Consider the following 15,715-nt stretch of genomic DNA (forward strand, 5'->3'; position numbering starts at 1 on the left):
CGGACCGGACGCCGCCGTCCGGTCCGGTGAAACTCGTTTGTTATGCGGCCTCGGCTTTCCAGGCCTCAGCTTTCCGGCAGCTCGCCGGTGTATTCGTACGCGACGGTTCCCCGCGGATGCCTGAACCAGCCCGGGTCCCGATAATCGTTGCGGCCGAGGCCCTGCCTCACCTTCACGACCGTGAACATGCCGCCCATCTCGAGCGGGCCGAACGGCCCCGTGCCCGTCATCATCGGCAGCGTGTTCTCGGGCAGCGGCATCTCCATGGTTCCCATCGCGCCGCCCGTGCTGCCCATCGCCATGTAGTCGGGCACGAGCTCGTTGATCCGCTTCGCGAGATCCTGCTGCGGCACGCCGATCAGGTTCGGCACCTGATGGCCCATCGCATTCATCGTGTGGTGCGACTTGTGGCAATGGAACGCCCAGTCGCCCGGACGATTCGCGGCGAACTCGATCGCGCGCATCTGGCCGACCGCGACATCGACCGTCACTTCGGGCCAGCGCGCGGCGGGCGGAATCCAGCCGCCGTCGGTGCCCGCCACTTCGAATGCGTAGCCATGCAGATGAATCGGATGATTGGTCATCGTCAGGTTCCCGAAGCGAATCCGCACGCGGTCGCCGGCGCGCACCGGAAGCGGATCGATGCCGGGAAACACGCGCGCGTTCCACGTCCACATGTTGAAGTCCGTCATCTCGTTGACGCGCGGCGTGAAGCTGCCGGGATCGATGTCGTACGCGGACATCAGGAACACGAAGTCGCGATCGACGGGCATCGCGCCGCGATCTTTCGGATGCACGATGAACGTGCCCATCATGCCCATCGCCATCTGCACCATCTCGTCCGCATGCGGGTGGTACATGAACGTGCCGGCCTTCTCGAGCTGGAACTCGTAGACGAACGTCTTGCCGGGCGGAATATGCGGCTGCGTGAGGCCGCCGACGCCATCCATCCCGCACGGCAACAGCATTCCATGCCAATGGACGGTCGTATGCTCGGGCAACCTGTTCGTGACGAAGATGCGGACCTTGTCGCCCTCGACCGCCTCGATCGTCGGCCCCGGCGACTGGCCGTTGTAGCCCCACAGATTCGCGTTCATCCCCGGCGCGAGCTCCCGCACGACGGGCTCGGCGATCAGGTGGAATTCCTTCCAGCCGTTCTTCATCCGCCACGGCAGCGTCCAGCCGTTCAGCGTGACGACGGGCGTATACGGGCGGCCGTTCGGCGGCGCGAGGGGCGGCTGCGTCGCGGCCTTCGCCATCGTCGGCGCTTCGGGCAGCGACGCGGCGCCGGCCTTGCTGACGAGCGCCGCGCCGAGCAGCGCGGCGCCGGAGCCGCCGAGAAAAGTTCGACGTGACACCATCTTCATTGACCTTCCGAATTCGTGAATGACGCGGGCGAGGAAGCGGGAGCGGGCCCGTGAGCGTGTGTGGGGACTTTGGCCGCGATCGCGGCGGGCGATGTGTCCGTGGAAGCGGCTGCGGAAGCGCCCGCCGGCGCGGATGCGGCCGGCGACGCCGATGCGGCGGACACCACGGACGCGTCGGCAGCGGCCGAGGCCGACGCCGATGCCGACGCCGGCACGGCCGCTTGCGGCTCGCCCGCCGCCGGCCCGCTGCGCGGCAGGCGCCCGCCCATTGCCTGCTGCAGATCGGCCTGCGCGAGCCAGTAGTCCTTCAGCGCATCGAGATAGCCGTTCACCGCGCCGACCTGATCGCGCGCATCGGCCAGCAGCTCGAACACACTGACGAGCATCCCGTTGTAGCGCAGCAGCATCTCGTCGGAGATCGTCTTGCGCAGCGGCACGACCTCGTCGCGATAGTGCTTCGCGATGTCGTAGCGCGTCACGTAAGCCGCGTACGACTCGCGCACCTCGGAGCGCGCGTCGATCGCCGTCTGCGCGAGCCGGTTCGCCGACTGCAGGTAAGTCGCCTTCGCCCGCGCGACCTTCGCGCCGCCCCAGTCGAACAGCGGAATCTCGACGCTGATCTCGTAGCCGTGCTCGCGCCCCTTGTCGGTCTCGTAGTTGTCGAGGTAGCCGACTTCGAGCGCGTTGACGAAGCGCGTCGCCTGAGTGAGGCCGAGCGACTTCGCAACGCCCTGCGTCCTCAGCTTCGCCGCCCGGATGTCGAGGCGATGGTCCATCGCGTAGCGCTCGACGTCGTCTAGCCGCGGCCGTTCGGCGGGCAGTTCGGGCAGGCGGTCGGGCAGCTTGTATCCGGTCGACGCGCCCCATAGGCCCATCGCGCGCGTGAGCTTTTCGCGCGCGGCGAGCGCGCGTAGCCGCGCGTTCGCGAGTTGCGCGACGGCGTCCGCGTAGAACGCCTGCTCGCGCGCATAGTCGAGCCGGCTGAAGTTGCCGGCCCGCCGCATCCGGCGCGCGAGCTCCGCGCCGGCGTCCGCCGAATCCTTCACCTGCTCCGCGTAAGTCGCCGCCTGCGCGGCCGCGACCGCTTCGACGTAGGCGCGGCGCGCGTCGGCCGCGACCTTCAGCATCGCGTCGGCGGTCTCGAGCTTCGTCTGCTCGAAGCGCCGGCCCTCGATCTTCGTCGCGAGCGGCAGCGTCAGGATGCTCAGGACGTTCATCGAAAACGTCCGGCCGATGCTCAGATCATTGCTCGAACGCGTGCGGCTGAACGTGAAGCCCGGATTCGGCAGCCGCCCCGCCTGCACGAGATCGGCCTCGGACAGGCCGAGTTCCGCGTACGAAGCCTGCAGGCCGCGGTTGTTCAGCAATGCGATCTGGACCGCGTCGTCGATGCCGAGCGGCTTCGACAGCAGCGCCTGCGTGCGGCGCGCGAGCGCGTCGCGATCGGCGTCGGTCTTCACCTGCACCGCGTCCTTGCCGAGCCGCTCGGTGGCCACGGTCGACACGGCGCCGAAGCCGCCGTCCCGCGAAAACGTCGTGCAGCCCGCGGCGAACGCGAGCACTGCCGCCGCCGCGCAGATCCGGAGGGAAACGAAGCGCGTCTTCATTGTTCGGCGTCCCCGTGCATCGCGCCGTGGCCGCCATGCCCGGCGGCCCCGCCGTCGCCCGTCGGCGCGGGTGTCGCGGCCGGCTTGCGCGGCCGCTGCGCGACCTCGCGGTTCAATTGCTGCCAGGTCGGCCCATCTTCGTCGCGGTAGCGTCGGTAATCGTCGAGCGCGGACGGCGCCACGAACGCGGGCACCGAAGCCGCGGCATCCGCCGGATCGGCGAACGTCGTCGTCGCGTGCACGAGCGCCGGCCATGCCGCCGACGCGCCGAGCAGCGCTGCGGAAATCTTTCGCATGAAATTGTCTCGTCGTCAGGCGTCCCGGCGGCGCGCGTGCGCGCCGTCAGGACGAATGTGCGTATCGCGGCGAATGCGCCGCGACCCGAAGGATCAGACGAGAGCGATTCGAGGCGGCCGTTCGATGCCGCCCGTCAGGAACGACACCGCACGGGCGTCGCGAGGAAGGGATAGAGCGATGCGCGGCGCGTCGAACGACGCCGCCACGGTGGAGCCGGCCGGCAGGCCCGCGCCGATGCAGCACGATATGCACGTCGCGCACGCATGCGCGTGATGCGCGCCGCGCGGCTCGGGATGCCGGTGATCGTCGGCGGCGAAGTTCATGTCGTGCGCGCCGTGGCCGTTTTCCGCCGCGGCTTGCTGCAGATGGCGGGCAGGCGCGCCGCCGCCATCGGCGCGCGCGAGTTCGCAATTCATCGAGACGGCCGCCAGCGCCTGAACCGGAAGGCTCAGGACCAACAGCACGATAACGAAGAGCTTGCGCCAATATGACATAGGGGCGGAGTCTAACATGCGGCAACGGCGACGATAAGGGCTTTCTGCAGTTCGAAATGAAATCGGGCGGCACGCGCCGCCGCGTATGCCGGGCGGGCGCTCGGAAGAACGCGGCATCGGCGTCGCCGACGGATGCCGACCTTCGCCCGCCCCCGCGCCGCGCGTCACGTGATCCCCGAAAGCGGCAAGAAAATGACGGCGAGCGAACGAGAACGACTGGAAACGCACGGCAACCGCTCGATAGCGGCGGCGACGCCGCATCGCATTCAGAGTGCCGCGCGCCGTCCCTTCTTCGTGCGATGCGCATCGCCTTCGGCACCGTCCGACGTCGCACGCTTGCCGGGCGAGCGCTTTCGCGAGGCGCTCGCCGGCGCCGCCGCGCCGCCCATCGTCTGCGCGAGCAACGGCCGCAACTGCGCGAGCGTGCGCGTGTTGAGCACCTGCTCCTTCGTCAGCCAGCCGCGCCGCGCCTGATCGACGCCGATGCCGAGATAGCCCAGATCCTCGCGACGATGCGCGTCCGAATCGATCGACACGAGCACGCCGGCCTCGGCCGCACGCCGGCACCAGGTGTCGGCGAGATCCAGCCGTTGCGGCTGCGCGTTGAGTTCCAGATGGCAGCCGCGAGCGCGCGCATGCTCGATCACGCGGGCGAGATCGATGTCGTATGCGTCGCGCTCGCCGAGCAGCCGCCCCGACGGATGCGCGAGGATCGTGAAATACGGATGGTCCATCGCGCGCAGCACGCGCTCCGTCTGCGCGGCGCGCGACAGTTCGAAATGGCCGTGAACCGCGCCGACCACGAGATCGAGCCGCGCGAGCACGCTGTCGGGCAGATCCAGGCTGCCGTCCTCGAGGATGTCGACCTCGATCCCCTTCAGGAGCACGACGCCATCGAGCGCCTCGTTCAGCCGGTCGATCTCGTCGATTTGCCGGGCGAGACGATCCGCGTCGAGACCGTGCGCGACGCCGAGCCGGCGTGAATGATCGGTGATCGCCAGATAGTCGAGGCCGCGCTTGCGCGCTTCGAGCGCCATGTCTTGCAGGCTGTCGCGCCCGTCGGTCGCGTTCGTGTGCGCATGCAGATCGCCGCGCAAATGCTTGCGCTCGACGAGCGTCGGCAGCCGGCCCTCGCGCGCGGCTTCGATCTCGCCCTGGTTCTCGCGCAGCTCGGGCGGCACCCATGCGAGATCGATCGACGCGTAGACCGATTCCTCGGTCGCGCCGGCGATGCGCCGCTCGCCGTCGAACACGCCGTATTCGTTGATCTTCAGGTTGTGCGCCTGCGCGATGCGCCGCATCGCGATGTTGTGCGCCTTCGATCCGGTGAAATAAACGAGCGCCGCGCCGAGCGACACCGGCGACACGACGCGCAGATCGACCTGAATGCCGCAGCGAAGCACGATGCTCGAACGCGTGTCGCCGCTCGCGAGCACGCGCGCGACTTCGTCGTACTCGACGAAGCGCGCCGACACCTTCGCCGGATCGCCCGACGCAACGACGATGTCGAGATCGCCGACGGTCTCGCGCCGCCTGCGGAAGCTGCCCGCCGCGACCGCCTCGGACACGCCCGGCGTCTCGCGCAGGTATGTGAGGAGCGGCGTCAGGTATTGCGTCGCGAACGACAGCAGGAATCGCTGCGACTTGCGCCGCAGCCTCGCGCCGATCGCCTCCGCGATGTGCGCCTCGGTTTTCTCGCCGAAGCCGGGCAGCCCGCGAATCTTGCCTTTCTCGGCCGCTTCCTTCAGTTGCTCGAGCGTCTCGACACGCAGCGCGTCGTGCAGCGCGCGCACGCGCTTCGCGCCGAGCCCAGGCACGCCGAGCAGCTCGACGATCGCGGGCGGCAGTTCGCGGCGCAGTTGCTGCTGCAGCTCGCAGGAGCCGGTTGTCGCGATCTCGCGCAGCTTGCCGGCCAGATCGGCGCCGATCGTCGGGATATCGTCGAGGTTCCTGCCATCGGCGATCATTTCGCCGATGTCGCGGCCGAGTCCGCCGACCGTGCGCGCCGCGTTGCGGTACGCGCGCACGCGAAACGGATTGGCCCCCTGAATCTCCAGCAAGTCGGCGATCTCCGCGAAGATCGCCGCGAAATCGGCGTTGTGGATCGGCATGGTCGACCTCGCGTCTTATAGACGGCGGCGCACGCGGCGCGGCCCAACGGCCCAATGGCCCGAATCGGCCCGCATCGGCCCGACACGCCGCCGCGCGCGTGCATCGCACGCTTTCATCCTAGGCGGCGACGCCCGTTGCGGCCGTGCGCGGACGCCGGCGGCCGCGCGTGCCGGCTCCCGGCATCACGCTGCGCGCGCTCGACGCCCGGCACGACAAGACCAGCATAGACCGCGCGCGGCAGCCACCGTTGCGTTGGATCAATCGGCACAGCGTCGCATGGCGCGTGCGCGTTCGCAGCCCGCGCACACGCCGGCGAACGGACAAGGGAAACGGCGCGCGAACGCCGGTCGCCGGGCGGGATCGATTCCAGCGCGAAACGGGCCGAGCGCGGCGATCGCGAGCAGGCCGTGCGCGAAGCCCACGGAGATCCTCGGTGCGCGATGCGCACGAAACGTCGCCGAATCGAGCCAATCGAGCCGAACGAACCGGAACGACGCAAGCGCGTTCACGCTCGCGGAAACGGCTGCGACCGATGCGACCCGACCACCGTCATTTCGCTCAGCCGAATCGGCCGCCCGCCTGGGCCGCGACGCCCCACGCGACGAATCGACCGGCGCGACATGACGGTCTGCATGCGGCATGGAAATGCGGAATCGGCATGAGCCGGCACGCGCTTTCGCGCCGCTCGCCGACGCCGTGATTCGCTCTGTCCGATTCCGTCGCTCCGGAGTTGCCGACAAGACCGGCGCGCTCGCTCCGTGCTCCGTCGCGCGCCGTTTCTTGTCGCTCCTTTTTTGAACCACGGCGAACGTCAACGGCGTTTGCGCGCCGGTCCGCGCGCGCCGAATCGCCTGCGCGGTTGTGCGGATTGCCCGAACGCGATACCCGAGCCAACCGTCGCGGCGCGGCCGCTCGCGACATGAATTTCGTCATTCAATAGGAATGCAAAACGGTCGTTTCAAATTGAACAATCTGGATGAGGAATATTCCCTATGTCTTTGTAATTGCTAACGTAATAGGCCGTTACTATAATCGTTCCAAAGCCGGCATCCGATAATAGGGGCGCCATGAAAGCGACACCGTTTTCCTCATTGAAAGCGATGTGCGGATTCGTACTTCGTACGTCGAAACGGACGGTGTTGCCAGTCGTCCTCGCATCCGCACTCGCCGTCCCGACGTTCGACGCGCAAGCGAAATCCCCCGTGGCGAAGCGGCATCCCGCCGCGTATGCGTCGATTCGCACCGTCAGTTTTCATCCGCGGCCGGGGCACGCGTCGCTCGTGCGGCATGCGCTCGCCACGCGCCACATGAGGGCCGGCCGCTACCGGCTCGCCGGCGGCATGCGCCGCGTGACGTTCTCGCCGCGCGCGCCGTTCAGCGGCCGCGCATTCGAGCCGCGCGACACGTCGCAACCGTTCGGACTCCGGTCGAACATCGTCTACATGGTTGACCAGCACACCGGCGAAACGCTGTTCGACCGCAATTCGCAAGAGGTCGTGCCGATCGCGTCGGTAACGAAACTGATGACCGCGATGGTCGTGCTCGACTCGAAGGCGCCGCTGGACGAGCCGATCGAAGTGACCGACGACGATCGCGATCTGGACAAGTTCACGGGCTCGCGCCTCGCGATCGGCTCGACGCTCAGCCGCGACGACATGCTTCACATCGCGCTGATGGCATCCGAGAATCGCGCGGCGGCGGCGCTGTCACGCTACTATCCGGGCGGGCGCGAAGCGTTCGTCGCCGCGATGAACCGAAAGGCGCGATCGCTCGGCATGGTCGATACATATTTCGAGAATCCGACCGGGCTGTCCAAACACAACGTGTCGACCGCGCGCGATCTCGTGAAGATGGTCGAGGCCGCTTACCAGTATCCGTTGATCCGCGAGTATTCGACCGATCTGAAATACGATGTCGACACGGGCCTGCGCACGCTCTATTACCACAGCACGAACATCCTGCTGCACGACGACGCGTGGGACATCGGCATTCAGAAGACGGGCTATATCAAGGAGTCCGGCATTTGCCTCGTGATGCAGACGACGATCGGCGGGCGTGACGTCGTGATGGTGCTGCTCGATTCGGCCGGGCGGCACTCCGACTTCTTCGACGCCGCCCGGCTGCGCACGATGCTGACGTCGAGCGGCGCGCGCATGACGGAAGCGAATTCGGCGGCGAGCGCCAATTGATGCGACGCGCGCCGGATTCGGCAGCGGCGCTCACCTTCGGCGGCGGCGTTCGCTCGCCGGCGACGCGGATCGACAACCGGCGCCGGGCGACGATGCCGTTTCGCGCAGGGCGCCGGATCGCACCGGGCCTGAGCCCGGGCTGACCGAGACCGACGCCGGCCGGGCGCCGGCGGCACTTCACGCGCTACCTCTTGCTCGCCGAGCGGGAATGCCGGCGTCATCCCGAACCGGCGCCGGCTCCGAATCAAGCCGCCGGACACGCAGCATGCCGCACGCCGACGCTTCTGTGCGCCCTCCGCCGCCGCCGTTCGCTCACGCAGCCGTTGCCGAAGCGGACAGATGCGGCGCGACATGCGCGATCGCCCGCGACACGTAAGCCTCTTTCTCGCCGACGGGCGCGACGTAATGCAATGCGCGCTCCGCCGCTTCCAGCCCATCGAGACGCGCGATGACCCATGCAGCCAGATAATGCGACGCGAGGCAGCCGCCCGCCGTCGCGACGTTGCCGTTCGCGAAGAACGGCCGGTTCAGCACGTTAATGCCGGCCTCCTGCACCCACGGCTTCGTCGTGAGATCGGTGCACGCCGGCACGCCGTCGAGCAGTCCGAGCTTCGCGAGCACGAGCGTGCCCGAGCACTGCGCGCCCAGCAACTGCCGCGACGCATCGAGCCGCAGTTGCGCGAGCAGCGCGGCGTCGGCCACGACTTCGCGCGTGCGCATGCCGCTGCCGACGAGCACCGCGTCGGCGCCGTTCGCGCAGCGCAGCGACGCCTGCGCGTCGATCACGACGCCGTTCATCGAGCACACGCGCGGCGTCGGGCTCGCGATCGACACCCGCCAGCCCGGCTTCCTCACACAGTTGAGCATGCCGAGCGCGATCAGCGAATCGAGCTCGTTGAAGCCTTCGAAAGTCAGAATGGCGATATGCGTCACGTCGTCTCCGTCATGGGTCGATTGCACCGGCACATCGTATGTCCGAGAATCATGACAATCAAATAATTGTCATGGATACATCGGCATGGCCCGCGCCCGCTACAAACGCCTCGTCGACACGCTCGCCGCCGACATCCGCTCGGGCCGCCTGCCGCCCGGCACGCGTCTGCCGACGCATCGCGAGCTCGCGGCCGCCGAGGGCCTCGCGCTCGTCACCGCGACGCGCGTCTATGCGGAGCTCGGGGCGATGGGGCTCGTGAGCGGCGAAACCGGCCGCGGCACGTTCGTGCGGGAAACCGCGCTGCCGCGCGGGCTCGGCATCGACCAGCACGCGAGCGCCGCCGGCGTCGTCGATCTCGCGTTCAACTACCCGTCGCTGCCCGAGCAGGCCGAACTGCTGCGAGGCGCGCTGCGGCAGCTTGCGTCGTCGGGCGACCTCGACGCGCTACTGCGCTATCAGCCGCACGGCGGACGGTGGCACGAGCGCGCATCGGTCGCCCGCCACCTCGCGTGCCGCGGGCTGTCGACCGATGCGCCGCGCGTGGCGATCGTCAGCGGCGCGCAGCACGGGCTCGCCGTCACCGCGATGGCGCTGCTGCAGCCCGGCGATGTCGTCGCCGTCGACGCACTCACTTATCCGGGCTTCAAGGTCGTCGCCGATGCGCAGCGTCTCGAGCTCGCGCCGATTCCGGCGTCCGGCCAGGGCCCCGATCTCGACGCGCTCGAGCGCCTCTGCAAAACGCGGCGCGTGCGCGCCGTGTACACGATGCCGACGCTGCACAATCCGCTCGGCTGGGTGATGAGCGCGCACCGTCGGCGCCGGCTCGTCGCGATCGCGCGCCGCCACGGGCTGCTGATCATCGAGGACGGCGCGTATGCATTCCTCGCCGACGATCCGCCCGCGCCGATCGCCGCGCTCGCGCCGGAGGCGACGGTCTACGTGTCCGGGCTGTCGAAGAACGTCGCGACCGGGCTGCGCGTCGGCTTCGTCGCGGCGCCCGAGCAATGGCTGCCGGCGATCGAGCGCGCGGTCCGGGGCACGACATGGAACACGCCCGGCGTGATGACGGCGATCGCCTGCGGCTGGCTCGACGACGGAACGGTCGCGCGCCTCGAGGCGGACAAGCGCCGCGACGCGGCGGCGCGTCAGGCGATCGCGACCGTTGCGTTCGCGGGGCTGCGCTGCGTCCGCCACCCGGCGTCGTATTTCGTGTGGCTGCCGCTCGCCGAAGATGCGCGCGCCGACCGGGTCGCGATGGCGCTGATGCGCGAGCGGGTAGCCGTGTCGACCGCCGAGCCGTTCGCGACGTCCGCGCACGTGCCGCACGCGATCCGCGTCGCGCTCGGGTCCGTCGATCTGGAAACGCTGCGCGATGCGCTGGGCAAGGTCAGACGGGCGGCAGACGCGTATTCGTATTGATCGGCTTGCGTGTGGAGCGGCGCGCATATCGACGAAATCGCGTCCCGTCATGCGCCGCGAGCCTTCGGCGCGATGCCGCGTGCGCCGCGGCGCAACGCGCATGACCCGCGCCGACGCCTCGCCGCCTGCACGCGTCGAGCGCGCGCGCCGCGCACTCATCGTCCCCTTCCGCGCATGCGCCACCGAAGCGCAGCCGCGCGGCCCCGCTGGCATCGGAGAACGATTCCGCGACGATGATCGCCGGTCGATCGGTCGGACGACGCGAAACGCGTGCGCCACCGCCCGCTGTCGAACGGCGGGCGCGTGCGCCGCTTCGCACGCGCAAGGAGAGCGTTCCCCTGTCTTCCTCGCCGGCGGCGCTCGAACCGCCGCGCGCGATCAGGTCAGCCGATCGGACGCGATCACATGCGAGCCCGGCGCGGGATTCAGCGCCGCGTCGAGCAACGCGCGGGCGATCCGCGCCGCCGGGTTCAGCCGCCAGCCGCGCGGCAACAGCGGTCCGAACAGCGTCAACGCGAGCACCGCCGCCCGCTCGCCCGCGCGGAATTCGTCCCGGCGCCCGCCGATCAGGCCCGGCCGCACCGCGGTGAACGACGCGAACCCGAGGCCGGCCAGATCCCGCTCCAGTTCGCCCTTCACGCGGTGATAGAAAAATCGCGACGACGGGTCCGCGCCGAGCGCCGAATTGAGCACGTAAGTCGGCGTGCCGTGCCGCCGGGCGATGCGCGCGACCGCGAGCGGATAGTCGTGATCGACGCGCCGGAACGCGGGCTGGGAACCGGCCGCGCGCATCGTCGTGCCGAGCGTGCAGATCGCCGCGTCGGCGCGCCACCACGGCGCGTCGTCGGGCAGGCGATCGAAATCGACTGGCAGCGCGCGCAGCTTCGGATGCGCGGGCAGCGCGCGGCGCGCGAGCGCCGTCACGCCGTCGACGCGCGGATCGGCGAGCGCCAGGCCCAGCACGTGACGGCCGACGAGCCCCGTCGATCCGACGAGCAGCAGTTTCATCGTGAATGCCTCGGTGCGTAGCGTGCGTTGGCGTCGACGGCGGCTGCGCCGTCCGGCGAGTGACGCCGCCGGGGCGGCCCACGCCCCGGCGTCGCGAATGCACGCGGTTTCGTTGATCGAATCGTCGAATCGCGTACCCGACGGGACAACCCGTGCGATCGCCCCGGGTACGCGCGCCGGCTGCAGCCCGGACAGTCGACGCCTCGCGTGCAGGATACGGGATATCGGCCGCGCGCGGCGATTCGGCGCGAACGGCGGGCGACGGCTCGCATCCATCACGCGCCGATGCCGGGCCCAACCCACTCGGCCCGCCGGCTGCCGAAGCCCGTCCTAGCGCCCGCACGCCTTATGTCACGCCCATTCGGCGGTGACTTCGATCGGCCGCAGATCGAACAGCAGCACCTCCGCCTGCTTGCCGCCCGCGATCTGCAGCGCATGTTCGTCGCGAATCCGCGCGCCGTCGCCCTCATGCAGTTCGACGCCGTTGACCGTCACGGATCCGCGCGCGACATGCACATACGCGAAGCGCTGCGGCGGCAGCGCGAACCGCTCGCTCGCATCGCCGTCGAAGAGGCCCGCGTAGACGCGCGCATCCTGCCGGATCTTCACCGAACCGTCCTGCCCTTCGGGCGACGCGATGAGACGCAACCGCCCGCGCTTTTCGCCGTCGCTCACGCGCGCCTGTTGATAGCGCGGCTCGACGCCCCGCACCGACGGCCCGATCCAGATCTGCAGGAAATGCACGGGTTCGGTCGCTGAATGGTTGAATTCGCTGTGCGCGATTCCCTTGCCCGCGCTCATCAACTGTACGTCGCCCGGCACGATCACCGAGCCCGTGCCCATCGTGTCGCGATGCTCGAGCGCGCCTTCGAGCACATACGACAGGATCTCCATGTCGCGGTGCGGATGCATGCCGAAGCCTCGGCCCGGCGCGACGCGATCGTCGTTGATCACGAGCAGATCCGAGAAGCCGACTTGCGCCGGATCGTAGTATTCGGCGAACGAGAACGTGTGCCGCGAGCTGAGCCAGCCGTGCTCGGCGCGGCCGCGTTGATTGGCTGCTCTGACTTCAATCATGATGACCTCCGTTTCGTCTCGGGCGCTGCGGGTTGCGCGCCTCGTCAATCGATACGAGCAGCTTACGTCAACTATTTTGATACATATATAAACAGGAAGATAATTACTGTCTCACCCAAGTGGACAATCATGCAGTTCGACGATCTCCGAATCTTCGTCACGACCGTGGAAGCGGGCAGCTTCACGGGCGCGGCCGACAAACTCCTGCTGTCGAAGCAGTTCGTCAGCCGGCGCGTGATGGCGCTCGAGGCGTCGCTCGGCGTCAGGCTGCTCGTGCGCAACACGCGCAAGCTCGCGGTGACGGACCTCGGCCACGAGTTCTACAGGCGCGCGACGCGCATCCTCGCCGACGTCGCGGAAACCGAGGAGGCAATGTCCGCGCGCCACGGCGACCTGCGTGGAACGCTGAAGATCAGCGCGCCGATGTCGTTCGGCATCGCATACCTGTCGCCGCTGATCGCCGAGTTTCTCGTCCGGCATCCGGCCGTGCGGCTCCATGTCGACCTCAGCGATCGCCACGTCGATCTGATCGGCGAGGGTTTCGATCTCGCGCTGCGCATCGGCGCGCTGCCCGATTCGACGCTGATCGCGCGGCGTCTCGGCGAACTGCGGATGGTCGCGTGCTGCAGCCCCGCCTATCGGCGCAAGCATCGCGCGCCCGCGACGCCCGCCGATCTACATGGCCACGCGTGCCTGCTGTACGGCCAGGAAGGCCGCACCGGCTGGGAATTCACGATCGGCGGCGCGCGCCGCACGTTCGAAGTGCAAGGCGCGCTGCTCGCGAACAACGGCGACGTGATCCGCGACGCGGCCATCGCCGGGCTCGGCATCGCGCTACTGCCGCACTTCATCGTCGCGGCCGCGCTGGACGCGGGCCTGCTCGTGACCGTGCTCGAACCGTTCGCGCAATCTCCGCTGCCCGTCAGCGCCGTGTATCCGCAGCACCGGCAGGACATGGCGACATGCCGGGCGTTTCTCGGCTTCATCGAAGAGCGGTTGCGCCAGGGCTTCGCCGCGCCGGGACGATGATCGCGAGCCGGACGCGCGATCGTCGGTCGACGCATCCATGCACCGATACGTCACCCGCACCGAACAGCGCGCGGAGTTAACACGGCATGGCTGCGCCGCAAACCAAGCAGGAACTGCTGGATGCGATCCGCACCGCCTACCGGAAACTGGCGGCGGATCTCGCCGACGTGCCGGCCAAACGCGCGCGCGACGCGGCCCTCGAAGGCCATTCACAGGGCGCGCGGATCAGCGTGGCGGATCGGCCGGCCAATCTGATCGGCCGCAACCGGCTCGTGCCGAAATGGTGCGACACCACCGCTTAGAAACCCTGCAGCATGCCGGCCGCGTGATCGCCGACGGGATTCGGATCTACAACCATCGACGGCCCCACCAGGCGCTGAAGATGAACACCCCGGCTGAGACGTTCGCTTTAAGCGCTTAATCTGCGCAGGGTTCGCTGAGTCATTACATCCGCCCGCCGGACCCGGCGCGCACTCGCCCTCTCCGCCCTCGAACAGCATGCACCACCATGTTTCCTCAAATTCCAATAATCGAAATTATTTGAAAACTCAATTCAGCATCCGAAACCATCGGCATTTCCACCATGCCATTTCCCAATATTTAAGAACCGAAACCGTTTCACACACATCAATTCCAGTAACTATTTCCGAATTATCTCAGCGTACTACCGTTAATTCCTCCGTGTTTAGTACGCGCCAGGTAAAAACAATATCGACAATTGCATTCGATAAAATCGACAAGTAATATCGAATGCACTTGTAAGGCATTGACAATAAATGCCGCACAAGCAGCGGCGGCCGAGCCGCCATGTTTCCATGTTGAATAACTCGTGTTCACAACACCTGGAGAATTGACATGCAGGAAAATCAGCAAATCGATTTGCTCGCCTGGATGCAGGAAGACACGCATGCGGAAGCCGTCGACATGATGGTCGAGGATGCTGTGGTGCCGTTCGGCACCGCGCTCTGGCCGGTTTAAGCGGGCCATTCGATCTGGTGGAAGGGCTCGCGCCCTTCCGCCGCCTCCGGAGACATGCATGCAGAACCTGCACCGCGCACTCGGCTTTCACCCCGCCCTGCGCGACAAGCTCGCGCGCGGAAACACGGGAAATCTGCTGGTCGGATACGACGCAGCCAACCGTGACATCGCATTGCAAGCGTTTTCCGAGCTGCCCGAATCGCTCGACGCCACCCCCCTCTGCCTCGAAAGCACGGCGCCCGCCGACATCATCGCGGCGATCGGCCGCTCCGATCTGTTCGTCCTGCTGTACGACTCGTCGTGCCTGCCCACGCCATCGCCGAGCGGCCCGCCGTTCCTTTCCGCCATCCGGCCCGCGATCGTCGAGCACTGGGGCAAGTCGGTGCTGTTCAAGGACTACGGCCCGCATCTCGACGAAGCCTTCTCGGAATCGCTCGACGACATCGCCGCGCGCAACGCCCGCCTGATCGACGCCGCCGAGCGCGCGTCGCAGGTCCGCTTCGTCGACGAGGCCGGCAACCTGCTGACGGGGTCGCTCAAACCGGCTCGGAAATGGACGAGCGTCGACGGCATGGGCAACCTCGACGTCGTGCCCGGAGAGATCGCGACGCACGTCACCGATCTGCGCGGCTCGATCGTGTTCAGCGGGACGTTTCTCAGCACCATCCCGTTCGCCGTCAAATACAAGGTCGTCGAGCGGCTTGCGACGCTGCACATCGAGGGCAGCGCGATCGTCGGCTTCGACAGCGACCATCCGGGCTTCCGCCACGATTTCACGTCGTATCTGGAGCGGCATGCGAACCATCGCCGGATCGAGGAATTCGGCATCGGCACGAACCTCGGAATCAAGGGGCTGTACGGCCGCAACGCCGGCTTCGAGGAGCGGCACCCGGGCCTGCATCTCGGTCTCGGCGGCGGCGAACAGGGCAGCCATCACCTCGATCTGATCTTCGCCAAGGGAACGCTGGCGTTCGACGACAGGATCGTGTTCGATCGCGCATTCACGGTGTGATGCCGCCCGCGCGGCGCGCGAGTGCGAGTGCGATCGGTTGTCCGCCGGTTGCCGTACGCAAGCGCGCCGGCCGATGCCGGCGCACCGGCCGAGCACATTCGGCCACGCCACGTCAGGCCGCGCCACGTTAGCGCCCCGCAGCCTTCAAAGCGAATCGCCGCGTCGTGCCGCGTCGCGCACGCCCCTGCCTAT

General features: G+C 68.1%; 15 protein-coding genes. 7 read left to right on the forward strand and 8 right to left on the reverse strand.

Annotated features, from left to right (window positions below; translation table 11 throughout):
* Positions 1–65 precede the first annotated feature (65 nt).
* The 5 genes from BTH_RS10020 to polX form a co-directional block, all read right to left on the reverse strand.
* Positions 66–1,367, reverse strand: a complete 1,302-nt coding sequence (locus BTH_RS10020) for a copper oxidase (protein ID WP_009893867.1) — start codon at positions 1,365–1,367, stop codon at positions 66–68.
* Positions 1,364–2,974, reverse strand: coding sequence for a TolC family protein (locus BTH_RS10025; RefSeq protein WP_009893868.1), 1,611 nt, complete (start codon positions 2,972–2,974; stop codon positions 1,364–1,366). The genes BTH_RS10020 and BTH_RS10025 overlap by 4 nt, the downstream gene beginning before the upstream one ends.
* Positions 2,971–3,270, reverse strand: a complete 300-nt coding sequence (locus BTH_RS10030; protein ID WP_009893869.1) for a hypothetical protein — start codon at positions 3,268–3,270, stop codon at positions 2,971–2,973. Before BTH_RS10030 ends, BTH_RS10025 begins: the two co-directional genes overlap by 4 nt.
* Before the next feature lie 93 nt (positions 3,271–3,363).
* Entirely contained in the window at positions 3,364–3,765 is a 402-nt protein-coding gene (locus tag BTH_RS35620) for a hypothetical protein (RefSeq protein ID WP_009893870.1), read from the reverse strand.
* Positions 3,766–4,031: 266 nt separating this feature from the next.
* Positions 4,032–5,876, reverse strand: a complete 1,845-nt coding sequence (gene polX, locus BTH_RS10040; RefSeq protein ID WP_009893871.1) for a DNA polymerase/3'-5' exonuclease PolX — start codon at positions 5,874–5,876, stop codon at positions 4,032–4,034.
* A 1,068-nt stretch (positions 5,877–6,944) separates the two neighbouring features.
* On the opposite strand from polX, the gene BTH_RS10050 reads away from it, so the two are divergent.
* Positions 6,945–8,066, forward strand: coding sequence for a serine hydrolase (locus BTH_RS10050; protein WP_011401445.1), 1,122 nt, complete (start codon positions 6,945–6,947; stop codon positions 8,064–8,066).
* 312 nt (positions 8,067–8,378) lie between these two features.
* Here BTH_RS10050 and BTH_RS10055 read toward each other — a convergent pair whose 3' ends face one another.
* The gene (locus BTH_RS10055; RefSeq protein WP_009893875.1) at positions 8,379–8,999 is read right to left on the reverse strand and encodes a DJ-1/PfpI family protein; all 621 of its coding nucleotides are present in this window, start codon (positions 8,997–8,999) and stop codon (positions 8,379–8,381) included.
* An 85-nt stretch (positions 9,000–9,084) separates the two neighbouring features.
* Here BTH_RS10055 and BTH_RS10060 point away from each other — a divergent pair, with 85 nt between their 5' ends.
* Positions 9,085–10,419: a PLP-dependent aminotransferase family protein gene (locus BTH_RS10060; RefSeq protein WP_009893876.1), complete on the forward strand. Its 1,335-nt coding sequence runs from the start codon at positions 9,085–9,087 to the stop codon at positions 10,417–10,419.
* 378 nt (positions 10,420–10,797) lie between these two features.
* On the opposite strand, the gene BTH_RS10065 is transcribed toward BTH_RS10060, so the two are convergent.
* Together BTH_RS10065 and BTH_RS10070 are read right to left on the reverse strand one after the other, a co-directional pair.
* Positions 10,798–11,427, reverse strand: a complete 630-nt coding sequence (locus BTH_RS10065) for an NAD-dependent dehydratase (protein ID WP_009893878.1) — start codon at positions 11,425–11,427, stop codon at positions 10,798–10,800.
* Positions 11,428–11,778: 351 nt separating this feature from the next.
* On the reverse strand, positions 11,779–12,504 hold the full coding sequence (locus BTH_RS10070; protein ID WP_009893880.1) for a pirin family protein: 726 nt from the start codon (positions 12,502–12,504) through the stop codon (positions 11,779–11,781).
* Between the two features lie 129 nt (positions 12,505–12,633).
* On the opposite strand from BTH_RS10070, the gene BTH_RS10075 reads away from it, so the two are divergent.
* The 5 genes from BTH_RS10075 to BTH_RS10090 all read left to right on the forward strand — a co-directional run bounded on the left by BTH_RS10075 (position 12,634) and on the right by BTH_RS10090 (position 15,523).
* On the forward strand, positions 12,634–13,533 hold the full coding sequence (locus BTH_RS10075) for a LysR family transcriptional regulator (protein ID WP_009893881.1): 900 nt from the start codon (positions 12,634–12,636) through the stop codon (positions 13,531–13,533).
* 86 nt (positions 13,534–13,619) lie between these two features.
* A complete protein-coding gene (locus tag BTH_RS35095) occupies positions 13,620–13,835 on the forward strand; it encodes a ClbS/DfsB family four-helix bundle protein (RefSeq protein ID WP_011401448.1) in 216 nt (71 codons plus the stop codon).
* Complete coding sequence (locus BTH_RS35100) at positions 13,814–13,954, forward strand: integrase core domain-containing protein (RefSeq protein WP_226791113.1); 141 nt, start codon at positions 13,814–13,816, stop codon at positions 13,952–13,954. The genes BTH_RS35095 and BTH_RS35100 overlap by 22 nt, the downstream gene beginning before the upstream one ends.
* 434 nt (positions 13,955–14,388) lie before the next feature.
* Entirely contained in the window at positions 14,389–14,511 is a 123-nt protein-coding gene (locus tag BTH_RS35465) for a hypothetical protein (protein ID WP_009893885.1), read from the forward strand.
* Between the two features lie 58 nt (positions 14,512–14,569).
* A complete protein-coding gene (locus tag BTH_RS10090; RefSeq protein ID WP_009893887.1) occupies positions 14,570–15,523 on the forward strand; it encodes a hypothetical protein in 954 nt (317 codons plus the stop codon).
* The last annotated feature ends 192 nt before the right edge of the window (positions 15,524–15,715 follow it).

This window comes from Burkholderia thailandensis E264 (assembly GCF_000012365.1).
Lineage (GTDB): Bacteria > Pseudomonadota > Gammaproteobacteria > Burkholderiales > Burkholderiaceae > Burkholderia > Burkholderia thailandensis.